This window comes from Pseudomonas sp. MWU12-3088 (assembly GCF_023242405.1).
GTDB lineage: Bacteria > Pseudomonadota > Gammaproteobacteria > Pseudomonadales > Pseudomonadaceae > Aquipseudomonas > Aquipseudomonas kribbensis.
The window spans coordinates 320,038-345,950 of the sequence record NZ_JALJEA010000007.1; the positions used below are offsets into that span (position 1 = coordinate 320,038).

22 protein-coding genes are annotated in these 25,913 nt (G+C 61.3%); 13 read left to right on the forward strand and 9 right to left on the reverse strand.

Going from position 1 to position 25,913, the window contains the following annotated elements:
* Nucleotides 1-213: 213 nt before the first annotated feature.
* From ycaC to M5B98_RS18575, 5 genes are all read left to right on the forward strand, one after another.
* Nucleotides 214-846, forward strand: a complete 633-nt coding sequence (gene ycaC / locus M5B98_RS18555) for an isochorismate family cysteine hydrolase YcaC (protein ID WP_065261269.1) — start codon at nucleotides 214-216, stop codon at nucleotides 844-846.
* 188 nt (nucleotides 847-1,034) lie between these two features.
* Nucleotides 1,035-2,156 carry an AAA family ATPase gene (locus M5B98_RS18560; RefSeq protein WP_248743579.1) on the forward strand — a complete coding sequence of 374 codons (1,122 nt, stop codon included), beginning with the start codon at nucleotides 1,035-1,037 and terminating at the stop codon, nucleotides 2,154-2,156.
* Nucleotides 2,153-2,587: a hypothetical protein gene (locus tag M5B98_RS18565; RefSeq protein WP_248743580.1), complete on the forward strand. Its 435-nt coding sequence runs from the start codon at nucleotides 2,153-2,155 to the stop codon at nucleotides 2,585-2,587. Before M5B98_RS18560 ends, M5B98_RS18565 begins: the two co-directional genes overlap by 4 nt.
* Entirely contained in the window at nucleotides 2,587-4,422 is a 1,836-nt protein-coding gene (locus M5B98_RS18570; protein ID WP_248743581.1) for a hypothetical protein, read from the forward strand. Before M5B98_RS18565 ends, M5B98_RS18570 begins: the two co-directional genes overlap by 1 nt.
* The gene (locus M5B98_RS18575; RefSeq protein WP_248743582.1) at nucleotides 4,415-7,351 is read left to right on the forward strand and encodes a bpX6 domain-containing protein; all 2,937 of its coding nucleotides are present in this window, start codon (nucleotides 4,415-4,417) and stop codon (nucleotides 7,349-7,351) included. The genes M5B98_RS18570 and M5B98_RS18575 overlap by 8 nt, the downstream gene beginning before the upstream one ends.
* On the opposite strand, the gene M5B98_RS18580 is transcribed toward M5B98_RS18575, so the two are convergent.
* From M5B98_RS18580 to M5B98_RS18600, 5 genes are all read right to left on the reverse strand, one after another.
* Nucleotides 7,344-8,627, reverse strand: coding sequence for an NAD(P)/FAD-dependent oxidoreductase (locus M5B98_RS18580; protein WP_248743583.1), 1,284 nt, complete (start codon nucleotides 8,625-8,627; stop codon nucleotides 7,344-7,346). The two genes, M5B98_RS18575 and M5B98_RS18580, sit on opposite strands and share 8 nt — an antisense overlap.
* Before the next feature lie 4 nt (nucleotides 8,628-8,631).
* On the reverse strand, nucleotides 8,632-10,209 hold the full coding sequence (locus tag M5B98_RS18585; protein ID WP_248743584.1) for an aldehyde dehydrogenase (NADP(+)): 1,578 nt from the start codon (nucleotides 10,207-10,209) through the stop codon (nucleotides 8,632-8,634).
* A gap of 68 nt (nucleotides 10,210-10,277) precedes the next feature.
* The gene (locus M5B98_RS18590; protein WP_248743585.1) at nucleotides 10,278-11,225 is read right to left on the reverse strand and encodes a dihydrodipicolinate synthase family protein; all 948 of its coding nucleotides are present in this window, start codon (nucleotides 11,223-11,225) and stop codon (nucleotides 10,278-10,280) included.
* 55 nt (nucleotides 11,226-11,280) lie between these two features.
* Entirely contained in the window at nucleotides 11,281-12,207 is a 927-nt protein-coding gene (locus M5B98_RS18595; RefSeq protein ID WP_248743586.1) for a 4-hydroxyproline epimerase, read from the reverse strand.
* A 22-nt stretch (nucleotides 12,208-12,229) separates the two neighbouring features.
* The gene (locus M5B98_RS18600) at nucleotides 12,230-13,861 is read right to left on the reverse strand and encodes an APC family permease (protein ID WP_248743587.1); all 1,632 of its coding nucleotides are present in this window, start codon (nucleotides 13,859-13,861) and stop codon (nucleotides 12,230-12,232) included.
* Nucleotides 13,862-14,096: 235 nt separating this feature from the next.
* Between M5B98_RS18600 and M5B98_RS18605 the strand changes: the two genes are divergently transcribed.
* The 6 genes from M5B98_RS18605 to M5B98_RS18630 all read left to right on the forward strand — a co-directional run bounded on the left by M5B98_RS18605 (nucleotide 14,097) and on the right by M5B98_RS18630 (nucleotide 19,562).
* Nucleotides 14,097-14,867 carry an AraC family transcriptional regulator gene (locus M5B98_RS18605; protein WP_134827149.1) on the forward strand — a complete coding sequence of 257 codons (771 nt, stop codon included), beginning with the start codon at nucleotides 14,097-14,099 and terminating at the stop codon, nucleotides 14,865-14,867.
* 64 nt (nucleotides 14,868-14,931) lie between these two features.
* Nucleotides 14,932-15,204, forward strand: a complete 273-nt coding sequence (locus M5B98_RS18610; protein WP_412548542.1) for a hypothetical protein — start codon at nucleotides 14,932-14,934, stop codon at nucleotides 15,202-15,204.
* 46 nt (nucleotides 15,205-15,250) lie between these two features.
* Nucleotides 15,251-15,877, forward strand: coding sequence for a DUF3885 domain-containing protein (locus M5B98_RS18615; RefSeq protein ID WP_248743588.1), 627 nt, complete (start codon nucleotides 15,251-15,253; stop codon nucleotides 15,875-15,877).
* 178 nt (nucleotides 15,878-16,055) lie between these two features.
* Nucleotides 16,056-17,111, forward strand: a complete 1,056-nt coding sequence (locus M5B98_RS18620) for an aromatic ring-hydroxylating oxygenase subunit alpha (protein ID WP_085708470.1) — start codon at nucleotides 16,056-16,058, stop codon at nucleotides 17,109-17,111.
* Between the two features lie 37 nt (nucleotides 17,112-17,148).
* Nucleotides 17,149-18,504, forward strand: coding sequence for an FAD-dependent oxidoreductase (locus tag M5B98_RS18625; protein WP_248743589.1), 1,356 nt, complete (start codon nucleotides 17,149-17,151; stop codon nucleotides 18,502-18,504).
* A 98-nt stretch (nucleotides 18,505-18,602) separates the two neighbouring features.
* Nucleotides 18,603-19,562 (forward strand): LysR family transcriptional regulator, encoded by a 960-nt coding sequence (locus tag M5B98_RS18630; RefSeq protein ID WP_248743590.1) that lies wholly within the window; start codon nucleotides 18,603-18,605, stop codon nucleotides 19,560-19,562.
* A gap of 15 nt (nucleotides 19,563-19,577) precedes the next feature.
* On the opposite strand, the gene M5B98_RS18635 is transcribed toward M5B98_RS18630, so the two are convergent.
* Nucleotides 19,578-20,006, reverse strand: coding sequence for a hypothetical protein (locus M5B98_RS18635; protein ID WP_248743591.1), 429 nt, complete (start codon nucleotides 20,004-20,006; stop codon nucleotides 19,578-19,580).
* 143 nt (nucleotides 20,007-20,149) lie between these two features.
* Between M5B98_RS18635 and M5B98_RS18640 the strand changes: the two genes are divergently transcribed.
* Both M5B98_RS18640 and M5B98_RS18645 read left to right on the forward strand, forming a co-directional pair.
* Nucleotides 20,150-22,276, forward strand: coding sequence for a TonB-dependent receptor family protein (locus tag M5B98_RS18640; RefSeq protein WP_248743592.1), 2,127 nt, complete (start codon nucleotides 20,150-20,152; stop codon nucleotides 22,274-22,276).
* Nucleotides 22,277-22,336: 60 nt separating this feature from the next.
* A complete protein-coding gene (locus M5B98_RS18645) occupies nucleotides 22,337-22,723 on the forward strand; it encodes a hypothetical protein (RefSeq protein WP_248743593.1) in 387 nt (128 codons plus the stop codon).
* A 134-nt stretch (nucleotides 22,724-22,857) separates the two neighbouring features.
* Here the strand turns inward: M5B98_RS18645 and M5B98_RS18650 are convergent, their stop codons facing one another.
* Genes M5B98_RS18650 through M5B98_RS18660 form a run of 3 tightly spaced genes read right to left on the reverse strand, consistent with a single transcriptional unit; the run spans nucleotide 22,858 to nucleotide 25,852 of the window.
* Nucleotides 22,858-23,613 (reverse strand): ABC transporter ATP-binding protein, encoded by a 756-nt coding sequence (locus tag M5B98_RS18650; RefSeq protein WP_114882411.1) that lies wholly within the window; start codon nucleotides 23,611-23,613, stop codon nucleotides 22,858-22,860.
* Nucleotides 23,607-24,668, reverse strand: a complete 1,062-nt coding sequence (locus tag M5B98_RS18655; RefSeq protein ID WP_192553379.1) for a FecCD family ABC transporter permease — start codon at nucleotides 24,666-24,668, stop codon at nucleotides 23,607-23,609. Before M5B98_RS18655 ends, M5B98_RS18650 begins: the two co-directional genes overlap by 7 nt.
* Nucleotides 24,665-25,852 (reverse strand): ABC transporter substrate-binding protein, encoded by a 1,188-nt coding sequence (locus M5B98_RS18660; RefSeq protein ID WP_248743594.1) that lies wholly within the window; start codon nucleotides 25,850-25,852, stop codon nucleotides 24,665-24,667. Before M5B98_RS18660 ends, M5B98_RS18655 begins: the two co-directional genes overlap by 4 nt.
* Between the last annotated feature and the right edge of the window lie 61 nt (nucleotides 25,853-25,913).

Genomic DNA, 25,913 nt, shown 5'->3' on the forward strand with positions numbered 1-25,913 from the left:
GGATGTCGTTCTGAACGTATTGCTGGCGAACATTATGACAAGGATCGGCGGGAAGGTCGGGGCCGCAGCGTGATTGAGCCACGCATTGAGCGGATTGTCTCGTTTGGGTTGACGGTTAAACGCTTTACAGGTGATTTATCGCTTTCAGGCGAGTCATTAATCTGTGCCCATCTTGAACGCAAGCGAACTTCCACAACTAAAAAGGGATTCAACATGAGCACTGCAACCTACAACCGCCTGAACAAAGACGACGCCGTGGTTCTGCTGGTCGATCACCAGACCGGTCTGATTTCGCTGGTCCAGGACTTCTCGCCGAACGAGTTCAAGAACAACGTGCTGGCACTGGCCGACCTGGCAAAATTCTTCGAGTTGCCGACCATCCTCACTACCAGTTTCGAGCAAGGCCCGAACGGCCCGCTGGTGCCGGAACTCAAGGAAATGTTCCCGGATGCGCCGTACATTGCCCGCCCGGGCCAGATCAACGCCTGGGACAACGAAGACTTCGTCAAGGCCATCAAGGCCACCGGCCGCAAGCAGATCATCATTGCCGGTGTCGTGACCGACGTGTGCGTGGCGTTCCCGACCTTGTCGGCGCTGGCGGAAGGGTTTGACGTGTTCGTGGTGACCGATGCTTCCGGCACTTTCAACACCACCGTGCAACAGGCCGCATGGAACCGCATGACCCAGGCCGGTGCACAGATGATGAACTGGTTCTCGGTGGCCTGTGAGCTGCACCGCGACTGGCGCAACGACATCGAAGGGCTGGGCAACCTGCTGTCACAGCGGATTCCCAACTATCGCAATTTGATGAATGGGTATGCGGCGCTGACGGCACACCAGAAATAACCCTTCGCGGACAACAGAAAGCCTGCCCTGAAAAAGCAGGCTTTTGTCGTTCATATCGCAATCAAAAGGGAGTCAATGCCCAGCTCGTCAGAAAATGATGGCATTGCGCCATTTATCTCGCTGATTGTCTTGTGACAGAGCCTTGCGCTCAGGCAGAATCCGCGGCTTCAGTTTCAGGGAAGACCCCCATGATTGCTTCATTGCAGAGCGCAGCTGCGCAAATTCGCCAGGCCGTTCGTGTGGCCACCGAGGGCCTGGTGGGGCGTGAACAGTTGGCCGAGTTGATTGTCCTCGCCGCTGTCGCCCAGGAGCACATTCTGGTGGTCGGGCCACCGGGCACCGCCAAGAGTGCGGTGGTGCGGCGAGTGGCGCAATCGATGGGGGGGCGCTATTTCGAATATCTGTTGGGCCGCTTCACCGAGCCCTCGGAGCTGTTCGGTGCCGTGGACCTGAAAAAGCTGCGCGAAGGCACGGTAGAAACCGACGTGACCGGCATGCTTCCCGAGGCCGACATCGTGTTTCTGGACGAAGTCTTTCTGGGTTCCACAGCCATTCTCAATACGCTGCTGGGCGTGCTCAACGAACGACGCTTTCGTCGCGGCCACACCCAGATTCAGTGCCCGCTGCGAGTCTGTGTCGGCGCCGCGAACGGACTGCCGGATGACGAAGCGCTGGCTGCGTTCGGTGACCGGTTCCTGCTGCACCTGTTTGTCGAGTCGGTACCGGACAATCAACTGGAGGCCATGCTGGCCGGTGGTTGGCAGTCCGAGCAGCGGCCGGTTCAGCAACTGCTGGGTTTGAGCCAGTTGGACACCCTCGGTCAGGCGCTCAAAAATGTTGATCTCACCCAGGTTCGCCCCGCATTGGCCCAGGCCATTCGCCGTTTGCGTGAGGCCGGCATTCAGTTGTCGGACCGCCGTATCGTCAAATCCCAGCGGTTGATTGCCGCCGCCGCTTTGCTCGGTGGACGTCTGCAAGCCAGCGAAGCGGACCTGTGGCCCTTGCTGTATGTGCTGCCGACCAAAGAAACCCAGCAGCATGGCCGTGAGGTTTTGCGGGAGATCTTCGCGCAGTCCAGCAACAGCCACCTGTTCAGTGCCGTGGAGGAGGCGACCTTGCAGCCGATGTCGCGGCTCAATCGCCTACTGGAAACGGCGCAGGACTATCTGACGCGCGCCGAGCCGCCAGCGAGCCCTCTGCTTGAAGGATTGCTGCGCGAGATCGACGCCAACTTCGACAGCCAGACCATGCCGGCACAATTGCAGGACGTCCGTGGGCAAATGACGCGCCTGATGACCTCCGCTGTATGAGTGTCTCGGCCAGGGCCTGGGCCTGGCGTCCACGGTCGACGCCTGTCGAACCGCAAGCTGCTGTGGCCTGGGGTGATGCCGCGCGACACCTGCATGCCCGATTGCAGTTGATGCCTGTCGAGCAGGCATCACGCCTGCAAGCCACCGCCAATCGCGACATGCTGATGGTTTCGGGAGCGGCTGATGATCTGCCCTGGGTCGACGGCGTGGCATATGCCGCAACGGATGCCCGTGCACCGGGACTCTGGCTTCCCACGCGTTGGGAGCCCGAAGTGCCAATCGATCTGTTGGGACAGGCGTTGTCCAACGCCTTTTCCCGTGCGCCGCTGTTGCTCTGGCGCGATCCCGCGGTGGTGATTCCCCTTGATCGACAATTGCCGGTGACGGCGCAGCATCTGCAGAAAATCGATGCTTATTGGGCAGGACGCTGATGCAGTTACCCGAATCCTTGCACCCTTGGCGGCAATGGCTGGAATGGTTTTCCCCGGAGCAGATGCCACTGTTCGGCGACCTGCTGGGTCGTCTCGACCCGATCCTTGGCCCTTTGCGCGGTCAGCATCAGGGCGGTGTGCCCGAGCCTGATGGACTGGGTGATTTGCAACGCCGTGGTCCTTATGAGCGCCTGTTGTCCAGCGAATGGCTGCTGGCAGACGAAGTGCCCGAAGAATTCATGCGTCGCGTGGCCGTTGGGGAACACCTGTTTCTCGCCCCGCAATTTCGCTCCCGACAGGCCAATCGACTAATTGTTGTTTTGTTTGATGCCGGCCCATTGCAGTTGGGGGCCGCGCGGCTGGTGCATCTTGCCTTGCTGATCCTGCTGGCACGCCGCGCCCAAGAGGCGGGTGCAGAGTTGCGCTGGGGAATCCTGCAAGAGGCGCCTCGTCTCCATGAGCTCGGCACTTCGGCGCAACTCAAGCGTTTGCTCAACGCCCGCACCTATCACACGGTGAGTGACGCGCATTGGCAGGCCTGGCGCGCGTGGCTCGCAGAGCAGCCCGATCAGGCCGGTGAATGCTGGGTCGTCGGCCAACGTCTGCCCAAGACCGACAGCCCGTCCTGCACTCACCGGGTTCAGATCCATCGCAGCCTCGAAGGGCAGAGCCTGTCCTTCGAATTGCAGGCTGCGACAACCCGTCGTGTGTCGCTTCCGATACCCGAAGAGAATTCGGCCGTACGGTTGCTCAGCGGTCAGTTTGAAGCTGAAGTGGTGGCAGCAGCACCGGCAGTCAAGGGCACAGTACCCCGGGTCGCCCTCAACCTGCCGCCGGTCATCTCCAGTGCCGGTACCCACGTAGCGCTGAGGTTGCTCGATGAAGATGGCATGGTGGTGATAAAGCTGCCGACAGAGCACCAGAAAAAATCGCTGCAAGTGCGCCGCAACCTCTGGAGCACCGGGCGCGTGCCGCTGGCTGCAACCTTTTCGGGTCGCAACCTCGGCGCGGTGTTGAGCCAGCACGACAGGCTCTGGTTCTGGAAAGTGCCCGGCTTGAGCGCTGTGGAGAAGCCCCCTCGCGAGCAACTGCAATTACCGCCTGGTACCGCCAGACTGCTGCCTGTCGTCTGGCTGAACGGTGGTCGAACCGGCCGCCTGTTTTTGCTGGATACCCAAGGACATCTGGCGTATTGGGAGGCCACCAGCGGTGAGTCTGCGCCCCCGTCGCCACTCGCGAAAACCCGTCGCTGGGCCGACAACGTGCTGGGGCTGGCCAAGGTCGCCAATGAGACGATGGCGTATGTACGGAGTGACGGCGGCCGGTTATATGCCCATTCGGTTGGCGCCGAAGGCGCTGCATCGTGCGGTCATGTGATCGGCAATACCGAAGGCGTGAGCCAGGTGTTGTTTGCCGCCAGTCGACTGTGGCACCGGTCCTTCGGTGGTTGTGCGTTGCTCTCGGTCGATAATGGCAAACAGCGTTGGCAGATCATTTCGGCGACAGGCAGCTCGATGCCAGCCGAACGAGTCGATCTGGCCCATGGCTGGAAGGGTCTTGGATTGTTGCGTCAGTACAGGGGGGACCCGTACTCGCTGGTCTTGATCGGCCCTGATCAGCAAACCGTTGCTCTGCATAGCGAAGGACAGCAGCGTGTCCTGTTCACCGCTGCCAGTGACATTGTCAAAATCAGCTTCTGCCCGATGAGTGGCCTGGTTGCAGCACTGACCAGCGCACGTGAGTTGCTGGTCTACTCGGTTCCCCAGCGTACCCTGCGCCTGCAGATTTTCTGCAACCAGGTGGCGGCAAAACACAAGGAAGGCGCCGATGCTTGAGCATGACGCAGCATTGATACGCCGTCCGGTGCTGACCGGGCATCAACAGATTGAAGGGCTTTGGTTTCCAGCCGAACGCTTTGACGAATCCGAGCGTGCGCGCCAGATCCTCGATCATTGGCAGACCGGTGCGCGTGCTTACCGCTTCGACGACGGCGACTTGTTGCGGTTTGGTCAGTCAGTATCGGTCCAGTGTGATGCGCTGGTCGGATGGCCGCTGATCCGTCAGGGCCACACCTTGTGTTCGGCGCCGCTGACCCCGCAAGAAATAGCCCGTCTGCCCGCCGCCGATGTCTGGCTGGTGCGCGGCAGCCACGTCAGCACTCTGCAACTGCGCGATGCAATAACGCTCGCACCGGGTGAGTGGATCGACGTCAGCACTTTCACCCTGCTGGACACGTTCGATTGCTGCAGCGCATTGCCGGAGCCGGCACCTGAACCTCGTGCGGTCTCTACCGATGTACGGGAAATACTTGGTGGCGCGCTGGGGCCGGTCAGCCCCGAGCGCGAAGGGGTGATGCGAGCGCTGCTGGAGCGTCCGCGCACGGCCGCTAAAAGTCAGCCTGACCAACCCGTAAAACCCTCGAATAGTGCCTGGAAAAGTACTGAAGAACCGTCATGGCCGTGGCTGACGCTCGGCTTGGCCTTTCTGGTGCTGGTGGCGTTGTTCTGGATGGCGACGCAGGGCCAAAGCAACGGACTGCCCCCGACGCCGGTGGCCCCGGAGCACTCGGCACCTTCTGATATTGGCGCAGTGGTGCTGGGAACGGTGATCGGTTCGGTACTGTTCACCTTGTTGTTGATGGGGGTGCGCAAACTGCTGCGTCCGGTGGAGCCCATATTGCCGGGAGGGGCTGCTCGGGCTCCTCAAGCATCGGCGCAGCCAGCGACGAAACCGCCGATTGCACCGCGCGCCAAACCCGTCAGGCACAAACCCGCCATCTGGCGCCGCGTGTTGACCCGCCTGACTCAACATTCGCGTCTGTCGGCGTTGTATGGCCGACGTCAGGCCGACTATATGCGCCGGATGCTCGCGATGTTCGAGAATGGCGATCTGGAGGAAGCCCTGCGCCACGCCATTCCATTGGGCGGCGGGCAAGACAGCGTCGAGCAGGCGTTCGGCACCCCGCAGCGTCGTCAGGAACTGGCGATCAGTCAGCATCAGGGACCGAGTCGTTCGATGCTGTTCGAAGAGGACCTGGAGTCCCACCTGCGGAAAATCTACCGACAGACGTTTGAACGTCTGGATCGCGAGTTGCGAATCGAAGAGGCGGTGTTTGTCCTCGCCGAACTGCTGAAGGATCGTCAGGAAGCCCTCGATTATCTGGAAAAACACGGTCGTCAGCAGCAGGCCGCCGATCTTGCACTCGCATGGGATATGCCGGCGGCCATGATCGTGCGTCTGCTGAGTCTGGCAGGCAACTGGGAGCGAGCATTACAGGTCGCCCGTCGCGACGATGCCTTCGCTGATGCCGTGCTGATGCTTCAGGAAAAATGGCCGGCAAATGCCGATGCCTTGCGCCTGGAATGGGCCAGGGCCCTGGGCGAAAAGGGTCTGTGGCTGCAAGCCGTGGAGGTTATCTGGAGTCTGCCTGCCGAGCGTGAGCAGGCCACGCAATGGTTGCTCAATGCCGAAGCTGCCGGAGGACGGCTGGCGATGGGCGCACTGGTCAAGCGGGCCGTGTTGCTGCCCGACACTCTGGTGGCGTACGGGGCATGGATCGAGCAATTGCGGGACGATCCTCAGCGCTTCGCCGAGCGTGCCGCGCTGGCCGAGGCGTTGTTGCAGCAGAAGTCGGAGACCCATGCACTGGCATGGCTCGCCGGCGCCACCGTACACGCCATCATCGCCGATCAGGCCTGTGACCACGGGCGGTTGACCCGGGATCAGTTGAAGGCGCTGATCAAAATGAGCAAGGACAAGCTGCTGCAAGCCGACTTGCCGGAACACGCTCTGCCACGTGCTGCCAGGCGGTCGCTGGAACGGGTTGAGTCGACACTCGAGTGGACGGCGCCGGAAAGGGGCAATCGACCGATTTTTGATGCAGTGCCGCTGGAAGATGCACGTTATCTGGTGGCCCTTGGGGAGGCCGGAGCAATGCTCATCAATGCGGCCGGCAAAACGCTTTTCCATTTCCCGATACCGGCGCAGACGATCGTCCTGGCCCATGGTCGGCAAGTAGCGCTTGCACTGGCGAAGCGCGATAACGTCTGGCGAATCTGCAAACTGGATCTGGTGAACCGCACCGTCAAGGACCTGGGTGTATTGATGCTCGACGTTTTTGCCCGATCATTCGATGGTACGGCGTGGACTATCGGTCGAGGTCAGCAGTTGCGAGTGGTCGACGTCGATCGCGGGTTTGAAACCCTCTGGCAGGTCAGTGATTTGCCCGGTCAGATCGTGAGTATGAAGGACGATGTTCAGAACGAATGCCTTTTACTGTCAGAGCCCGGGGTTGGCTGTCAGCTCTGGCGCTACCGACTGCCTGAACGTCGGCTGCAGAGTCGTGAGCCGTTACCCGAGGCGATCTTTCCTGAAGGTTTTCAGTTGTTCGATCGCTTCGGTGTGGTCATCGACGTGAGGCTTCAGTATCAGGGCGAAGACGATCCGATACTGGTGCTGGAGCAGCGCGGCAGTCGCAAGGGTTACCGACTGCCCGGACACGTTGATGCGTTTGCCAATGAACCGCTCCTGCATGTGTTTCCTGTCGAGCACTGGTTCGTGATTGGCTACGGCGCCGAGGATGAGCAAAGTCGCTGGCGTTTCATCCATCGTACAAGCGACCAGGTCTGCGCAAGTCTGCAATGGCCTTTGCAAAATGTGCAGGTGCGATACCTCGGCGCTGATTGGTTACTGTTCGACCAGCAGGGCCGTTTGAGCCATATCAATGTCGATGAAGCCAGTCAGTGCAATATCTCCCTCAACTGACTGGCCCCGAGCCCTGGAAACGAGCGAGCTTGTAAGGTTCGATCTTCGGTAGAACGTCACCTTTGCTTCCAGGTGAAGGTGAAACCATCCGTTCGACCAATTCCGCTGTCACTGCCGCTTGCGTCAAACCCAGATGCTGGTGACCGAAGGCAAGCAACACCTTGCCTTCGCACACCTGATCAATGACCGGCAACGAGTCCGGCAGCGAAGGCCTGAACCCCATCCACGGTGTGGCCGCCTCAATACTCAACTCCTCACGAAACAACCCCTTGCTCAACCGATGTAACTGCCAGGCTCGCGCCATGGTCGGCGGCGCTTCAAGTCCGGCGAACTCGACGGTGCCCGCCAGGCGCAAGCCTTCGGACATCGGCGTCATGATGAACTTGCGTTCCAGTGAGGTGACGGGGAAGGGCAACCGGTTGTGCTCCTGAGGCAGCATCAGGTGATATCCGCGCTCGGTGTCCAGCGGTACTTTTTTCCCCGTCAGTGCTGTCGTCAGCCTGGACGAGTGGGCGCCGCACGCAATCAGTACTCGACGGGCATTCAGGCTGCCGCTTCCGGTGTTGAGCGAAACGCCCTGTGCATTCAGTTGTCCGCCCTCGACCCGTTGCTTTACAAACTGCACGCCACTGGCCTTGGCGGCGCTGACCAGTTCGCACACCACCCGGTACGGATCGATGAAGTGCCCGGTGCTCGGGAAAAACAATCCGCCCTGCAGGTGTTCGCTCAGTTGCGGCGCGCTGTCACGCACCGCAGCTGCCTGCCAGAAGTCGACCGGGACCTGTTGCTGATGCAAGCGCGCCTGCAACGCTTCAATGGCCGGGCGCGACTCGGGCCGTTCGAACACCAGCAGCGAACCTTCCACCTTCAGCAGATCAGGTCGCTGGATGTCACCGAGCAACCGGTGCCAGGCCTCCAGCGAACTCTCATTGAGCGCTCGCAGACCTGCCACCGTGCGCTGGAACGGCGCCGAGCGCAGATTCAGCAGCAGGCGAGTGAACCAGGGCAGGGCGCAGGGCAGGTATTTCCAGTCCAGGCGCAGCGGCCCCATCGGGTCCATGAGCATGGCCGGCAAGCGCTTGAGGATCGACAGGTCGGCAATCGGAAAAACCTGTTCGGTGGCCAGGTGTCCGGCATTGCCGAACGATGCGCCGTGGCCGGGCTCCTGCGGGTCGATCACGACCACCTGCAAACCCTGCCGCGCCAGACGCAGGGCGCAGGCAACGCCGATGATGCCGGCGCCGACCACGGCGATGTCATGGGTGATGTTCGACATGGTTTCAGGCTTCCCTTTGGCCGTCGAGCAGGCGTCGCAGTGCCAGTGGATTGGACTGTTTGAGCGCAGTTGGCAGTAAGGCGTCGGGGAAATCCTGATAGCAGACCGGGCGCAGGAAACGCAGGATCGCCGCCGTGCCGACCGACGTTGTGCGCGGATCGGATGTGGCCGGGAACGGCCCGCCATGCACCATCGCGTCACAGACTTCCACACCGGTCGGCCAGCCGTTGACCAGCAAGCGTCCGGCCTTGCGTTCCAGTGTCGGCAGCAGTGAACGTGCCTGATCCAGATCCGCGTCATCCAGATGCAGCGTGGCGGTCAATTGACCTTCCAGCCGTTCGAGCACCTGACGGATTTCATCGTGGTTGGCACATTGAACGACCAGGGACGCTGCGCCAAAGGCTTCGGCTTGCAGCGCGTGATCAGCAAGAAAATCCGCAGCTTCGGCGACAAAGACATGGGCCTGACCCTGGTTCGGAGCTGTTCCTCTCTGCCCGACCGCTGCAAGGCGTGCGTGCGGGTTTTCGGCCAGTGCATTCACGCTGGACTCGTAGGCATTGAAGATGCCGGGCGTGAGCATGGTCTGGGCCGGGCTGCGCTGGATGAGTTCGGCGGCGGCATCGATGAAGGTGTCCAGCGCTGGCCCCTTGAGGGCGATGAGCAGGCCGGGATTGGTGCAAAACTGCCCGGCGCCCAACGTGAGCGAGGCGACAAAACCTTCGGCCAGCGCTTGCGAACGATTGCGCAGCGCAGCGGGAAACAGCAAAACCGGGTTGATCGAACTCATTTCCGCATACACCGGAATCGGTTCAGAGCGAGCCTGAGCCGCTTTGATCAACGCGAGCCCGCCGCTGCGCGAGCCAGTGAAACCGACGGCTTTGATGCGCGGATCGCTGACCAAGGCAATGCCGACTTCACGCCCGGAACCGTACAGCAGCGAGAACACGCCCTCAGGCAGTCCGCAGACCTTTACGGCCCGAGCCACTGCACAGCCGACCAGTTCGCTGGTGCCGGGGTGGGCGCCGTGGGCCTTGACGATTACCGGGCAACCGGCGGCCAGTGCCGAAGCGGTATCGCCGCCGGCGACGGAGAAAGCGAGGGGGAAATTGCTTGCACCGAACACCGCCACCGGCCCCAGCGCAATCTGACGCTGACGCAGATCCGAGCGCGGCATTGGCTGACGCTGTGGTTGGGCGCTGTCGACCCGCACATCCAGCCATTCGCCGGCTCGTACAGTGCGAGCGAACAACCGCAATTGTTGGCAGGTACGTCCGCGTTCGCCCAACAGGCGAGGGCGCGGCAGGCCGGTTTCGGCCATGGCGCGGTCGATCAACTCATCGCCTAGGGCTTCGATCTCGTGGGCGATGGTTTCGATGAATTCGGCGCGTGTTTCCAGCGCGGTTTCGCGGTAGCGGTCGAACGCAGCCCAGGCCAGCGCGCAAGCCTGTTCGACGTGCTCGGCGGAGCCGCCAGCGTAAGCGGGCTCCAGCGGTGCGTCAGTGGCCGGGTTGATTCCCTGAATGATCTCGCGATCACCCGAGATAGTTTGCTGACCGATCAGCAGTTTGCCCGTAAGAGACATGGCATGTTCCTGAAAAAGAATGAAGGCCCGCCGCAGGTGTAGGCAGCGGGCTGAAGCGCAGCGGCTGGTCAGGCGAAGTTCTGTTCCGCCGACCAGTTTTCGTACCAGTGACGGAACAGCGCGTACTGGGCTTCCGCGTAGCGACGTTGCGAGTCGCTGAGGGCGTCGGTCTCGTTGAAATGCAGGGTGTATTCCTTGTCGCCGTTGAGCACCATCAGGTGTTTGTAATACAGCACCAGGTCCGTGCCTTCGTCGAAGGACGACAGCACCGCGAGCGCCGATTCCAGCTCCCGTGCCTGACGCCGAGCCTTGGCGTCTCCCTTGGCCGCTTGCTTGCTCAGGGCCACCAGTTGCAGCACTTCGCGGGGCAGGGCGTTGCCGATGCCGGTGATCGCGCCGGTGGCGTTGCAGTTGACGAAACCGTGCACGACCTGGGTGTCTACACCCACCATCAGCGTCACGTCATCGTCCTTGGAGGTGATGTTTTCAGCGGCGTAGCGCAGGTCCGCACCACCACCGAATTCCTTGAAGCCGATCAGGTTCGGGTACACGCGGCGCAGTTCGAAGAACAGGTCGGCGCGGGTGGCGAAGCCGTAGTAAGGGCTGTTGTAGATCACTGCCGGCAGGTTCGGCGCGGCCTGCAGAATCGCGGCGAAGTGCGCCTTCTGCGCGGCGAGCGAAGCGCCACGGGACAGCACACGAGGAATCACCATCAGACCCTGAGCGCCGACTTTGGCCGCATGGGCCGCGTGGGACACCGCTTCACGGGTGTTGATGGCGCCAGTACCGACGATGGTCGGAATCCCTGCCGCCACCAGCCGCGCCACGCCTTCCTGACGCTCGGCCTCGGTGAGCAGCGGCCAGTCGCCCATAGAGCCGCAATACACGACAGCGCTCATGCCGATATCGATCAGCTCGCGACCCTTGGCTACCAACGCATCGAAGTCCGGTTTGCGTGCGGCGGTGCACGGGGTCATCAGGGCGGGCATGCAGCCAGTGAAGATGTTGTCGCTCATTATTGTTCTCCTTGGAACGGTCATTCATAAAGGTTTGGAAAAGCAGCGCGGCGGCTCAGATGCCCCACGCGAACGGATCGTCTTCGTCGATCAGCAGCGTGCTGTCGGCGGTCATGTAAGCGCGGCCGGTGATGAACGGGCGCACGCGTTCACCTTCCCGTTCGAAGCGACCTTCGAACTGGCTGCCGGTGATGCTGGCCTGTACCCAGCGCTGGCCGGGCTGAAGTTTTTCGTCGGCGGCCAGGCAGGCGAGTTTGGCGCTGGTGCCGGTGCCGCACGGCGAGCGGTCGTAGGCTTTGCCGGGGCACATGACGAAGTTGCGGCTGTCGGCGTGGTCGTCATCGGCGAACAGTTCGACGTGGTCGATGATTGCGCCGTCCTCGCCATGGATGCCTTGGTCTTCGAGGGCCTTGAGCATTTTCCAGGTGAAGTCGGTCAGGGTTTCGACGTTGTCCATCGTCAGTGTCTGGCCGTGCTCCGACACCAGGAAAAACCAGTTGCCGCCATAGGCGATGTCGCCAAGGAAGCGGCCGTACCCCGGCACTTCCACCGCCACCTGTTTGCGTGAGCGATAGGCGGGCACGTTGCCCAGAGTCACGGCGCCGTCCTCATGCAACGTCGCGCTGACCGGGCCCACCGGCGTGTCGATCTTGTGCACGCCCGGGGCGATCAGCCCCAGATGCTGCAAGGAGGCGATCAGGCCGATGGTGCCGTGGCCGCACATGCCCAGGTAGCCGGCGTTGTTGAAGAAAATCACGCCGCAGGTGGCGTCCGGCGACACCGGTTCGCAATACAGCGCGCCGACCAGCACATCGTTGCCGCGCGGTTCCAGCAGGCAGGCCCGGCGCCAGCGGTCGTGCTGGTTGCGCAGGGCATCGCGCTTTTCGGCCATGGTGTTGCCGGGCAGATCAGGGAAACCCTTCATCACCAGACGCGTCGGTTCTCCGCCGGTGTGGGAATCTATGACGTGTACGCGTTTCATGTTCGTTTCCCTTCAAGAGGTTTCAATAAGCGCCGGCAGCGCGCGGGTTGGCAGCGGAGGCCGGGGACGGCGAAGCGACTTCGCTTTCATCCTCTTCGGACTCCAGACGCAGCAGGTGCGACGGCACACCGGTGGCGGCGCCCCAGTAGTAAATGCCGGTGGCGAAAGCGGCGACGACCAGCGTGTCGAAAGGGTGGGCGAGGATGCCGAGGCCACCGAAAGTGCCGAGTTTCGACAGGACGATGGTCACGGCGTAGAAGGCGATCAGCCACGCGGATGAGCGCACTTGGTGGGCAAGGCTCAGATGCTGGGTCGGTACGAAGCGACCACACAGCAGGTACACGACAAACATCAGGATCTGCAGGCCGAGCAGCCAGGACACGGTGTCCCACCCGGACCAGTAGACGATCAGCGCCGCGATGATGAACGACACCGGGCCCAGCACGCCCATGCACTTGACCCGGAACGGGCGCGGCATGTCGGGTGCATTGCGACGCAGCGCCGCGACGGTCACCGGGGCCACGGCGTAGCTCAACACCAGTGCGGCGGAGACCACGTTGATCAGCGCTTCCCAGGACGGGAACGGCAAGGTCCAGAACACCGACAGGGCAAAGGTCAGCCACAGTGCCGGGCGCGGGATGCCGGACTTTTCATCGATGCGGGTGAAGACCTTGAAGAAGGTACCGGTCTGCGCCCAGCCGTAGATCACGCGAGGCGTGGCGTTCATGTAGATGTTGCCGCAGCCGCTGGGCGAGATCACCGCGTCCGCGACCACCAGATAGGCCAGCCAGCCCACGCCGAGCGCCAGAGCGATGTCGCGATACGGCAGGGCGAACTCCTTGGAAACCCCGGCCCAGCCATTGGCGAGTAGTTCGGTCGGGATGCCGCCGAGGAACGCCGTTTGCAGCAGCACGTAGATTGCAGTCGACAGCAGCACCGACAGGATCAGCGCAATGGGAATCGTGCGTTGTGGATTCTTCACTTCGCTGGCCACCGAAATGATCGGGGTCAGGCCGAGGTAGGCGAAGATCACACCGCCAGCGGAAACGGCCATCTCGATGCCCGAGAGCCCGAAAGGTGCGAAGCCCTGAACCTGAAAGTTCTCCGGTTTGAAGAAGGTGAACAGCACACCGATCACCAGCAGCGGCACGATGAACTTGAACACGCTCACCAGGTTGTTGGCCTTGGCGAAGGTTTTCACGCTGCGGTAATTGAGCAGGAAGAACACACAGAGCAGACCGAACTGCACCAGCCAGCCCAGCACCGTCGGATCGCCGCTGCCGGCCTTGGTCAGGCCGGGAAACCACGCCGCCGCATATTGGCGCGAGGCGACCACTTCGATCGCCACCAGACTGGAAAACGCGATCAGCGTGATGAACCCCATCAGGTAACCGAGCAGCGGCCCGTGACTGTAGACCGGGTAACGCACCACACCGCCGGCCCGGGGCAGCGCGGCGCCCAGTTCGCAGTAAACGATGCCCAGCAGCAATACGGCGAAACCGCCCAGCAGCCAGGAAAAAATCCCCGCCGGCCCGGCAATCGCGGAAACGTGACTGGCCGCGAACAGCCACCCCGAACCGAAGATCGCTCCGAGCCCGATAAACGTGAGGTCGATCAATGAAAGCTGTTTTTTGAACTTGCCTTGGCCTGACATGGCGTCGCCTTCTTGTGAGTTATTGGATAGGCAGGTGTATGTCACTGGGACGGGCCAACATTGAACTCATCGGCCGCTGCGTGATTGATGTTTTGCGCAAGCCTGGATGACGAAATCAGCACAATTGCGCTGAGCGACGGCAGGCCTCGACAGGCCGTAAGCGTTGCTGCACTCTGCACGCGAACGCCGTATGGCGGGCCGTTGGCCGATCCACCCGCGAAGGAAAACACCGACGATGCAGAACGCATTTGTGCGCCTGTGCGAGGGCGATGAACACAATCGCCCCCAGACTCTCGAAGCCTTGGTGGCAGGCGTTGCCGCACTGTTGCCGATGCTCGACGTGATCCCGAATGCGGTGATTTTCATCAAGGATCCGGACGCGCGTTACGTCCTGGCCAACCGCACCCTGGTGCAGCGCTGCGGGTTGAAAGACCTGAAGCCGTTGCTCGGCAAAACCAGTGCGCAGGTGTTTCCAGCACAACTGGGGCCGGGCTACACCGAGCAGGATCGCCGGGTGCTGGAAGAGGGATGGGTGCTGGAGGATCAGCTGGAATTGCATCTGTACGGCAGTCGCGAACCGGGCTGGTGCCTGACCCACAAGCGACCGTTGTACAACCGCGATGGCGCGATCATCGGCCTGGCGGGGATTTCGGTGGATCTGCAATCGGCCAGCGAGACGCATCCGGCCTTCGAACGTCTGGCCGCTGTCGACGAGCACATTCGCACGCATTTCAATCGGCGGGTGACGCTGGGCGAGCTGACGCGGATCGCCGGTATTTCCGTGGCGCAACTGGAGCGCTACTGCAAACGCGTGTTCCACCTGACGCCCCGTCAGATGATCCAGAAAGTGCGGCTGGAACATGCCCATCGCTTGTTGCACACCGACCTGCCGATCACCGAAGTCGCCCTGCAATGCGGCTACACCGACCACAGCGCCTTCACACGCCAATTCAAGGCCTCGACCGGATTCACGCCGCGTCAGTACCGGCAGGCGACGGAGCAATGAACGGTTCTCGGGTCATTGCGGATAAACTGAGCCTGTCAGTCCCAAGTTGCGCAGGTAAAACGAGATGAACCGGATACAGATACGCCATTGCGCGTATTTTCTTTGCGCGATCATGCTGACGTCGACGACAGGCTGCTCCAGCAAGGCTCGCTATGCGGCCGTGGGTGATCGCTGCTATGCCAAAGCGGTGCCGACGATGGGCGAGGGTGGCCTGGCCTGGGGACAGACCCTGGGCCAGGCACAGAAAAAATCCATGGATAACTGCATGCGCTACGCAAGCCGCTCCGGCGGTACGCCCGGTACCTGTCAGGTGGTGTTGGCCAAGTGCAAAAATTAACAGGGCGGTATAGCCGCCCACGCCACATCGACCGAAAAGGACTTCAGTGAATCTTCATCTTGAAATCGAGCGGGTTTTTACCGACCAGGCCTTCGCAAGGCCCCTGTTTTATTCCTGCCCGGGAGGACTGCGTTTCGAACTCTCCGAAAACGGAGGAATGATCGAGCAGTTCCTGTTGGCCTTACGAAAATCGACCGAGATCTGCACCGACGTTTTCAGTGACGAGCCCATGCTGGTGACTTGTCTGCGCTTCCACTCCGGCGGCCAGCGATTTGCCCATCGAGCGTTGCTTCAGTCCGTTCGATCGGCAGGTATCGAGATACCCGCAGAACGCTCGATCTGGAGTGAACGCACCGATCCGGATGACTGGTTCTGCAAAAGCGAGCCCGAGTACTGGATCAACCTCGCTTTCGAAGTGCCCGCAAGGATGCTTCAGGCAATGCTCTGGTGTGCACTGTCCACGGATTTTGGTGCGATTGCGCCGAATCCGCGCTGTGCGGTCTACCTGTTCAACTTGAAGGCCGGAGTGATGGTTTTCCCTTACGACGACCGAGGGATGGACGTGGTCGGGCCCAACAAGGATCTGCTTTCAAAGTTGTACCACCGGCATCATGCGTATCTTCTCGATTACGACCGGCCCGCGATGGACGCTGACTTCGCGGGCAGTGCCTGAATCTGGTTGCGTCTGTATATCGAATCTCACATAAGCAACATGTTCTTCACGACATGGGCGAGGCCGGCGCGAATCTCTAGCATGGATTTCGCACTCGTCGTCCGCAGGCCTACAACACATCCAACAGCCTGCGGATGCGCACCCCTTCGGTGCCTTTTCCACGTCAAGGAGAACTCACATGTCCACGGCCGCAATAGCCTGCCAGTCCGTTACCTGGAACCCGATCACCAAGAGCAGCACCTTCACCGCACAAGACCGCGAGACGCTCAGCAAACACTGGCACCCCGTGGCCTTCTCGGCAGACGTGACCGACAAACCCTATGCCGTCACGCTGCTGGACGAGCCGGTCGTGCTCTACCGGGCCGGCGGCAAACTCAACGCCGCCCGGGACATTTGCAGTCATCGCGGGGCGCCACTGAGCAAAGGCTGGGTGAAGGGCGAAAACATCATCTGCCCGTATCACGGCCTGCACTTCGGCACCGATGGTCGCTGCACGCGTATCCCGTCGGAACCCAATGCCAATCTCACCGAGCGCCATCGCATCCAGATGTACTCGACACGCGAGGACTTCGGGTTGATCTGGGTCTTGATGTCGGGCACGAGCGCGCCATTCGCTGAAATGCCGTCCTGGGCCGATGACAGCTTCCAGCGCATCCTGCCGCCGTCCATTGACATCGCGGCTTCTGCCGGTCGGCAGGTGGAAGGCTTTATCGATGTCGCGCACTTTGCGTGGATTCACCACGAGGCTTTCGCCGAGCGCGACAACCCGGTGGTGCCGACCTACAAGGCCGAGGTCACGCCGTACGGAGTTCACGCCGAGTACATCAGCAACGTCAGCAATTTCCCCAAAAGCCTGCAGCATCGCGCGCCGGAAGGCTTTCTCTGGAACCGCACCTTCGATGTCTTCGCTCCGTTCACCGCACGCCTGACCGTCAACTTCCCCGAGCCGGAACACCGCTTGGTGATTCTGAACGCGGCCAGCCCGATCTCGGCGCGCAAGACCCGCATGTTCTGCGCCATCACCCGCAACTTCGACAAGGAGATGCCGCTGGAGGATGTCTATGCGTTCAACCAGCAGGTCTTTGAAGAGGATCGCGACATCGTCGAACTGTGCCGGCCGGAAGACTTGCCGCTGGATCTGTCGCTGGAAATCCACATTCCTGCCGACCGTTCCTCCACCGCCTACCGTCGCGCCTTGAGTGCGCTCGGCCTGGGGCGCGCCTTCACCAGCTGACTCAACCGCTGCGTATCGATTGACTGGAGGATCGACCATGTTCAAGTGGGAATGTCTTGTGTGCGGCTTCATTTACGACGAAGCCGTGGGAATGCCTGAGCACGATATCCCGGCAGGGACCCGCTGGGAGGACGTGCCGGAGAGCTGGTATTGCCCGGAGTGCGGGGTAGGGAAGGCTGACTTTCAGATGATCCAGGTCGGGCAGAGTGCAGAGCCGAACCCTGTGCCGGAGCCATCCGACCCGGTGATCATTCTGGGTTCGGGGCTGGCCGGCTATACCGTGGCGCGTGAGCTGCGCAAGCTGGATAGCGACACGCCAATCTTGATCGTCACCCGCGACGGCGGCGAGTTTTACTCGAAACCGGCGCTGTCCAACGCCTTCCAGACCGGGCGCCTGCCGGAGCAACTGGTGACCTTCAGCGCCGAGCAGATGGCCGCGCAACTGCAAGCGCAGGTCAGGACACGTACTTCGATTGAACGGATCGACACCGATGCGCGGTCGATCTACATCGACGGCCAACCACTTCGCTACCGCGCACTGGTGCTGGCGCTCGGGGCCGATGCGCGTCGCCCCGCGCTGGAGGGTGACGGGGTTGACGCGATCATCACGGTGAACGACCTGGAAGATTATCGGCGCCTGCGTCAGCAGACCAGCGCTGATAGCCGGATCGCCATTCTGGGCGGCGGGCTGATCGGTTGCGAGTTCGCCAATGACTTGCGGCATGCCGGTCATGAAGTGTGGGTTGTCGACCGGGCCACCTGGCCGTTGAGTCGCCTGCTGCCTGCAGAGGCCGGAGAGGAAATGGCCAATGCGCTGGCGTCGATCGGCGTGCGCCTGGAGCTTGGCAATGCGCCCGTTGCGGTTAACCGCGCCGGGCAGGGGTATACGTTGCAACTGGCCGATGGCCGCGTGCTGGAAGCGGATTATGTGCTGAGTGCCATTGGCCTCGAACCCCGCGTCGATCTGGCGCGGGCGGCTGGTATTCGGGTTGCTGGCGGTATTGTCACTGACGCGTATTTGCGTGCGAGCGCCGATAACGTTTATGCCTTGGGCGATTGCGCGCAAGTTCATGACCTGGTGCTGCCCTATGTGATGCCCATCATGTTGCAGGCCCGGGCGCTGGCTCAGACCCTGGCAGGGCAGCCTACGCCGGTCGCCTATCCCGCCATGCCGGTGACGATCAAGACCAGCGTCTTGCCGACCATTGTGGCGTCGCCGATGAACCCCGAGGGAGAGTGGTCGACCGAGTGGGCGGGGCGCTGTGACAAAGGCATTGCTCACGTGAAATCCATTTACCTGGATCAGCAGAGCCAGATGCAGGGGTTCGTCCTGATGGGCGGTGCGACCCATGAAAAAGCCGAGCTTCTGAAAAGGTTGCCGGACTGGCGGTAGCACGGCCTATGAACCCTCGCATGGACGCGAAAATGAATAGCGCTATATCATCGGGTATATAGCGCTACATCAATCTGTCCACCGGAAAAGAGGTTGCTGTGTCCAACGCTTTGCCCAACTGCGATGTCCAGCTGATCCGCACGCTCTACACGCTGCTGACGGAGTGCAGCGTGTCGCGTACGGCCGAGCTGCTCGGGCAGACCCAACCGGCAATCAGTGTCGCGTTGCGCAGGCTGCGCGAGTTGACCGGCGATCAGTTGCTGGTGCGCAGCGGCAGCCGGATGGTGCTGACCGCGCACGGCCTCACCTTGATCGAGCCCGTTTCGCAGGCGTTGAACGGTATCGAGCAGATTCTGCATCCGGTCGACCTGTTCGATCCCGCCACCACCCGACAGACCTTTCGCATCAGCACGCCGGATTACCTGAGTGTGTTTTTCGTGCCGGCCATCATCGAGCGTTTTTATGCGCAGGCGCCGTTCGCCACGCTGGAGCTCAAGCACCTGCAGGCCGAGGGCGGCTACTCCCGTGGACTGGAGGACGGTTTTCTGGATCTGGTGATCGGCAACTGGCGAACGCCGGCCGAGCATCTTCATCTGCAACCCCTGTGCGACGATGATCTGGTTTGTCTGATGCGCGAGGAGCATCCGATTGCACGGGGTGGGCTGACCCCGGAAGCCTACGCGGAAGCGGATCACCTGGCAGTGATGACACACAATGCGTCCGGGCAGGGCACGATTGGCGCCGAACTGGCGAAAAGCGGTCTGGTCCGGCGCGTAAAAACCACCTTGCCGTACTTCTGCATTGCGCCTTACGTGCTGGTCAAATCGAACCTGGTGTTTACCACCACACGTTCGTTTGCCAAGCACTACACCGAATTGCTGCCGCTGCGGATCGAGCCGTTTCCGGTACCGGCGCAGCCCTTGCGCTACTACCAGTTGTGGCATGCGCGCAAACACCGGTCGCAAGCTTCGAAGTGGCTGCGCAGCGTGGTGCTGGCCGCCGCCAGGGCGATTGCCTCCGAGCCCTTGATGCCGGTGAGTCAGGATCGAGGGCTCTAGAGGACAAAGCGCCGTTTACCGGGCGCGTTTCAACGATTGCGAAAGGGCCTGTTTGGCGATCAGTGAGGCAACATCCTTGGCACCGTAGCAGCGAAATTTGACGCTGTACGCGTCGGTGTCGAGACGGACGATCTTCGTCACGAAACCACCTTCGACGGTGACCTTGCGGATCGATGTCATGGGCAGTTCGACGTCCAGTGTCCCGTCCTGAGCCATGCGGTTCATGGCATTGGCATTCAAGTGAACAGCGTTCTGGGTCACGGTCACTTTTCCGCCTACCCATAATCCGCCGTAGTGATTTCTGAACCCCTCGAGCACGCCGGCCAGCACGCCGACATTGCCGCTGCCGACGACCTCATAGAATTCGCCCACATCCTCGTAGTTCACTTCGGCGTCGGTCACCAGAAAATTGGCCATCTTCGACTTCAATACGGCTTCGGCCATCCCTGCATCTCCTTTGTTTGATTACAGTCCAGAAACTCAGACGCCTGTTTACCTGACAAAAAACAAAATCGCCATGTGTTTACTTCGTTCATTCATACGTCGCAGTTCTCACTGCCCGTAACTGTCTGTCTGGAGTTCTCTCGATGCCTTCGCTCAAAACACTGCCCGCTGCATTGCTGGGGCTGGCCCTTGCCTGTCCGGTCGAAGCCGAGTCTCAGGGCATGGAGTTGGGGCAGGTGCTGATCGGGGCAGAAGAACAGACTGGCGAAGACCTTTCGGTGGAAGAGGCCAAGTCCCGGCTTGCGCAAGTCCCCGGCGCGACCAATGTGGTCGATATGCGCGCTCCGTTGCAGGGGCGGGTGGCGAGCAATCAGGATGTACTCGCTTATCAGCCTGGGGTGTATGCCCAGTCAGCGGGCAACGAAGGGGTGAAAATCTCGATTCGCGGCTCGGGCATCAATCGGGCTCCTGGCGCTCACGCGTCGGGGCTGTACACGATGCTCGACGGTCTGCCGCTGACCGGCCCCGGCGGTACGCCTTATGAATTGCTGGAACCACTGTGGCTCGACCATGTGGAAGTGTTGCGCGGTGCCAACGGTTTTGATCGTGGTGCGCTGGCGTTGGGCGGGGCGGTCGATTACGTCAGCCACACCGGCTACAACGCGCCTCGGTTGAATGTGCGCTACGTCATGGGCAGTCACGGCTATGCGCAACGGCAAGTCAGCTCGGGCCAGGTACTGGGCGATTTCGATTACTACCTGTCGATGACTGACGCGCACTCTGACGGCTATCAGGATCACACCGCCAGCAAGAGCCAGGGTGTGATCGCCAACTTCGGTTATCGCTTCAACCCAAATCTGGAAACCCGCTTCTACATCCGTCACCGCGAGACCGACAACGACCTCGCCGGGCGAGTAACCAAGCACTCCATCGAACACGATCCGCGTGCGGCCAACCCGGCCTACGTGACCCGCAACGACAGCCGCGATCAGCCCGGCAGCACCTTCATCGGCAACAAGACCACGTACTACATCGACGACGATTCGAGCATCCAGACCGGTTTGGTTTATCACGACTACCCGATGGACCTGCGTGAAGGCCCGAACCGTTTAAAGGTCGCGTACACCGATGTCAGCGGCACGTTCGACTACAAACGCCGCGATACGCTTTGGGGTCTCGAAAGCCGCAGTACGGTTGGCCTGCGGGTGACCAAACACCTGCCCAACGACGGTGCCACTGAGCTGGTACGGATTCCAAGCGGCAACACCGTCGGTTACGCGCCGGGCACGCACATGCGCAACTTCACTTATCAAGGCTCGGATACCGTTCTGCACTTTGGCAATGACCTGGAAATCGCCAACGACCTGTGGCTGACCACGGGCCTTGCCGCGATCTACACCCGCCGCGAAAGTGCCGTGACTTACCCCGACGGAGGCGGTAAGACCAGCCTCGGCGACTGGGATTACGCGCCACGTCTGGGCCTGCGTTATCAGGTGACGCCGGACTTCCAACTGTTCGGCAACCTCAGCCGCTCGGTCGAAGCGCCGCATCCGTGGTCGCTGATCTACAGCTCCAACGTACGGTTCCCGGCCGGTAGCGGCGCGGCCACCGGCACCCAGCGTGATCCGGTCAAACTGCAGAACCAGACCGCAACCACGCTGGAGCTCGGCGGCCGTGGCGACAGCGCGCTCGGCGAATGGAGCCTCGCGTGGTATTACGCCCAGGTGCGCCACGAATTGCTTTCGGTGTTGCCGGATGCCAACGCGACTACGCCGTACGAACTCAACGCCAGCCCGACCGTGCACCAAGGTATTGAAGCCAGCCTCAACAGCCATCTGTGGTCAGCGAACGACGGCGGCAAGTTGAGCCTGCGTCAGGCTTACACATTCAGCGACTTCCACTACCGCGATGACGACCGCTTCGGCGACAACCGCTTGCCGGGCCTGCCGATGCATTACTACCAGGGCGAACTGCGCTACGACTTCCCGCAGGGCTTCTTCGCGGCAGTCAAAACGGAACTGGTGTCGAAAGTCGCGGTGGATTACGCCAACAGCTACTACGCCGATCCCTACGCCACCTTCGGCGCGACCCTCGGTTACAACGCACCCAAGGGCGACTGGCAGACCTGGCTGGACATGCGCAACCTGACCGACAAGCACTACGCCGCTACCGTTACGCCGGGCTACGACGATAAAGGGCTGGACGCCGCACGCTCGACGCCGGGCGAGGGGATGGCGATGTATGTCGGGGTGTCGTGGAGCCTGCTCTGAGTCTGGTGCTTGAGTGTCAAACCCTGTCGATCAGTTATCTCTGGTGCATGGAACCAAAAAATGAAATTGCGATTCTCCTGGGAAGAAGCGTTCGACGAGTTGTTTCCGCACTGTAGTTCAAACGTCGTGAAGGACGATGGTGCGAGCCCTTTGTCTTGCATCCTGACCGATGATGGGGGCTGCGGGCACATACACTCGCTGGAGTGGATAGACGTGGGTTTGGCGCGGATCAAATCAGTGAAGGAGTCAAAGGTCGAATTCGATCACTGGGGTCGTGAAGACTGGGGATCAGAGTTTTCAAAGGACTGCGTAAAAATCTATTTCCTGATGGAAGACGATTATTGTGAATTTCTAAGTCTGGAAGCCTTTGAAAAAGCCTTGATGGCATGGCGGGATTTTATTGTGTTGCCACCCGATAAAGAGGCGACACGAGAGCTGGACATTTGAGCCTGGCCGGCGATCAGGAGAGGGCCCAGTCCATCCGGCAATTGCGTATCAAAACTGGTTTCGCTTGCCTGAAGTTTTGACCCGTCACCCACCAGCTTCGGCATCCCTGCCTTTGCGATCTGACGGGGCAACCCTCAAACAATGTCATCGATCAGAATATGGCGCTGCCCGCGACTGCATTGCTCGATCCGCGCCTCGACCTTGTAGACCGTGCGCAGCATCGGCTCGGTGATGACTTCATGGCTGGGCCCGCTGCCATGGGCGGTGCCGCCGGCAATCACCAGCACCTGATCGGCAAAACGCAGCGCCTGGTTCAGGTCGTGGATGGCGATGAACACGATCACCTCGCGGCGGCGCGCCAGGGCTTTCATGAAGTTCAACACCTGCACCTGCCGGTGCATGTCGAGTGCGCTGGTGGGTTCGTCCATCAGCAGGATTTCCGGTTCGCGCACCAGGGTCTGGGCGATTGACACCAACTGTTGTTGACCACCGCTCAGTTCGCCGAGGTTGCGGAACGACAGTTCGGTGATCCCGAGCGCATCGAGAATCTCGTCCACCAGTTGCAATTCATCGTCGTGGACCGACCAGTTGGGCGTCAGTTGCTTGCGCGCCAGCAGCACCGATTCGTACACCGTCAAACGGGCGCTGGCGTTCAGGCCTTGCGGCATGTAGCTGATGCCTTGCGTACCTTTTTTCGAACCTTCCAGAATCACTTCGCCCGGACCATCGATCAGCCCGGCCATGCGCTTGAACAACGTCGATTTGCCCGCCGCGTTGGGCCCGACCACCGCCACGACCTGGCCGCCGGTAAACGTCGCGGTGCTGACACCGGAAATGATCTCGCGCTGGCCGTAACCGGCCCCGAGGTTTTCGAGCCGCAGCTTCACCATGAGTTTTTCTTCCCGTTGAGAATCAGAGAAATGAAGAACGGCACGCCGATCAGCGACGTGACCACGCCAATAGGGAATATCGCTCCCGGGATCAGGGTCTTGCTGACCACCGAACTGGCGGACAGGATCAGCGCACCGGTCAGCAACGAGGCCGGCAGGAAAAATCGTTGATCCTCACCGATCAGCATCCGCGCAATGTGCGGCCCGACCAGCCCGATAAAACCGATGGTGCCGACGAACGCCACCGGAAACGACGCGAGCAGGCTGACCATGATCAACGTCTGAAAACGCAGGCTGCGCACGTTGATGCCGAAGCTCGCGGCCTTGTCATCGCCCAGGCGCAGGGCCGTCATCGCCCACGCGCGCTTGGCGAAGATCGGCAGGGTGATGAGGATCACCACGCAGATCACTCCGAGTTTCGGCCAGGTGGCTTTGGTCAGGCTGCCCATGGTCCAGAACACCACGGCCGCCACGGCTTGCTCGGTGGCGAAGAACTGCACCAGTGCCAGCAATGCATTGAAGGTAAACACCAGTGCAATGCCGAGCAGCACGATGGTTTCAGCGGTGACGCCACGACGCATGCTCATGAAGTGAATCAGCAGCGCGGAGAGCATCGCCATGATGAACGCGTTGAGCGGCACCATGTATTGCGCCGCCAGCGGAAACAGCGCCACGCCAAAGGCCAGCCCAAGGGCCGCACCAAAACCGGCCGCCGCAGAAATGCCGAGGGTGAAAGGGCTGGCGAGCGGGTTGTTGAGGATGGTCTGCATCTGCGCCCCGGCCAGCGAAAGCGCCGCGCCGACAGCGACCGCCATCAGCGCCACCGGCAGACGGATGTCCCACATCACCACCCTGACTTGTGCCGAAGCGGTGTCCGGTGAGAACAACGCTTCGAGCACTTCGCCAAGGCTGTATTTTGCCGGGCCGAGGGCCAGGTCGAGCAACACGCTGAAGATCAGCAGTACGGCCAGCCCGAGCAGGATCAGCCGTTTACGCAGCACCAGCCGCCGGTAGGTGACGCTCTGCACAATCGGTGCTTCGCCCAGCGAACTCATGGTTTGGCCTCGTTTTTTTGCAGACTGACGAAATAGCCAGGTTCATAAGGCACCGGCAGGAAGCGCTCGTGCAGCTCGCGAAATGCGGCATCCGGATCAAGGTCGGCGAACAGCTCCGGGTGGAACCATTTGGCCAACTGCTGAATGGCCACGAACTGGTAAGGGCTGTTGTAGAACTGATGCCAGATCGCATGAAACGCCTGAGTGTTCTGCGCCTTGATGCCGGCATAGGCCGGGCGCTGGGTGTACCAGGCCAGTTTGCGTCGGGCTTCGGCCAGATCCGCGCCCGGGCCGACACCGACCCAATGGCCGCCCGGCGCAAAGGCTTCCCAGTCGGCGCTGGTGACCACCACGTGGTCGGGATTGGCGACGATCACTTGCTCGGGGTTCAGTTGCCCGAAGGTGCTCGGAATGATCCGACGGGCGATGTTGTTGCCGCCGGCCATGTCGACGAAAAGACCGAAGTTCTCGTTGCCGAAGCTCAGGCAGCAGTCATCGGTGTAACCGCCGATGCGTTCGATGAACACGCTGGGGCGGGCAGGGTGGTGTTTCTCGATCACGTCGGTGACGCGGTGGATCTGCTGGTTACGAAAATCGATGAAGGCTTCGGCGCGTTCTTCCTTGCCGAACAACTTGCCGAACAGGCGCATGGTCGGCTCGGTGTTCTGCATGGGGTTGTTGCGAAAGTCGACGTACACCACCGGGATGCCGAGGGCGTCGAGTTTCTCGATGTAGCGCGCATCCTCGGTCGCGTGCTGGGCTTCGATGTTGAGAATGATCACGTCAGGCTTCTGCGAGATCGCCTGCTCGATGTCGAAGGTGCCGCTCTCGAAACCGCCGAAGGTCGGGATTTTTGCGATGTCGGGGAATTTGCGCAGGTAGGCGTTATAGGTGTCCGGGTCGGACTGGATCAGGTCCTTGCGCCAGCCGACGATACGTTCGATGGGGTTCTGGGTGTCCAGCGCAGCCACCAGATACAACTGGCGACCTTCACCCAGAATGACCCGGCGCACCGGCAGGTGAACCTTGACCGTACGGCCCTGCAAATCGGTCACGGTGCCCAGAGCCGGATCCGGTTCGGCAGCCCGTGCGCTGCCTGGCATCAGGGAGGAAATCGACAAACCCAGCAGCCCGGCGAACAGCAGGGCGGCGAAGGTATGGCGGCGGCGAAAAACATTAACCATGGTGTATGCCTTTGCAAAAGCCGGATCGGACCACGACGCCAGGCGCCGCACCGGGCCGGAC

Coding starts and splice junctions, on each gene's coding strand:
- M5B98_RS18610 (WP_412548542.1), top strand. CDS start 14,932: ATGAACCGGATACAGATACGCCATTGCGCGTATTTTCTTTGCGCGATC.
- M5B98_RS18575 (WP_248743582.1), top strand. CDS start 4,415: ATGCTTGAGCATGACGCAGCATTGATACGCCGTCCGGTGCTGACCGGG.
- M5B98_RS18620 (WP_085708470.1), top strand. CDS start 16,056: ATGTCCACGGCCGCAATAGCCTGCCAGTCCGTTACCTGGAACCCGATC.
- M5B98_RS18595 (WP_248743586.1), bottom strand. CDS start 12,207: ATGAAACGCGTACACGTCATAGATTCCCACACCGGCGGAGAACCGACG.
- M5B98_RS18560 (WP_248743579.1), top strand. CDS start 1,035: ATGATTGCTTCATTGCAGAGCGCAGCTGCGCAAATTCGCCAGGCCGTT.
- M5B98_RS18585 (WP_248743584.1), bottom strand. CDS start 10,209: ATGTCTCTTACGGGCAAACTGCTGATCGGTCAGCAAACTATCTCGGGT.
- M5B98_RS18655 (WP_192553379.1), bottom strand. CDS start 24,668: ATGAGTTCGCTGGGCGAAGCACCGATTGTGCAGAGCGTCACCTACCGG.
- ycaC (WP_065261269.1), top strand. CDS start 214: ATGAGCACTGCAACCTACAACCGCCTGAACAAAGACGACGCCGTGGTT.
- M5B98_RS18605 (WP_134827149.1), top strand. CDS start 14,097: ATGCAGAACGCATTTGTGCGCCTGTGCGAGGGCGATGAACACAATCGC.
- M5B98_RS18565 (WP_248743580.1), top strand. CDS start 2,153: ATGAGTGTCTCGGCCAGGGCCTGGGCCTGGCGTCCACGGTCGACGCCT.
- M5B98_RS18660 (WP_248743594.1), bottom strand. CDS start 25,852: ATGGTTAATGTTTTTCGCCGCCGCCATACCTTCGCCGCCCTGCTGTTC.
- M5B98_RS18600 (WP_248743587.1), bottom strand. CDS start 13,861: ATGTCAGGCCAAGGCAAGTTCAAAAAACAGCTTTCATTGATCGACCTC.
- M5B98_RS18570 (WP_248743581.1), top strand. CDS start 2,587: ATGCAGTTACCCGAATCCTTGCACCCTTGGCGGCAATGGCTGGAATGG.
- M5B98_RS18580 (WP_248743583.1), bottom strand. CDS start 8,627: ATGTCGAACATCACCCATGACATCGCCGTGGTCGGCGCCGGCATCATC.
- M5B98_RS18590 (WP_248743585.1), bottom strand. CDS start 11,225: ATGAGCGACAACATCTTCACTGGCTGCATGCCCGCCCTGATGACCCCG.
- M5B98_RS18640 (WP_248743592.1), top strand. CDS start 20,150: ATGCCTTCGCTCAAAACACTGCCCGCTGCATTGCTGGGGCTGGCCCTT.
- M5B98_RS18650 (WP_114882411.1), bottom strand. CDS start 23,613: ATGGTGAAGCTGCGGCTCGAAAACCTCGGGGCCGGTTACGGCCAGCGC.
- M5B98_RS18645 (WP_248743593.1), top strand. CDS start 22,337: ATGAAATTGCGATTCTCCTGGGAAGAAGCGTTCGACGAGTTGTTTCCG.
- M5B98_RS18635 (WP_248743591.1), bottom strand. CDS start 20,006: ATGGCCGAAGCCGTATTGAAGTCGAAGATGGCCAATTTTCTGGTGACC.
- M5B98_RS18625 (WP_248743589.1), top strand. CDS start 17,149: ATGTTCAAGTGGGAATGTCTTGTGTGCGGCTTCATTTACGACGAAGCC.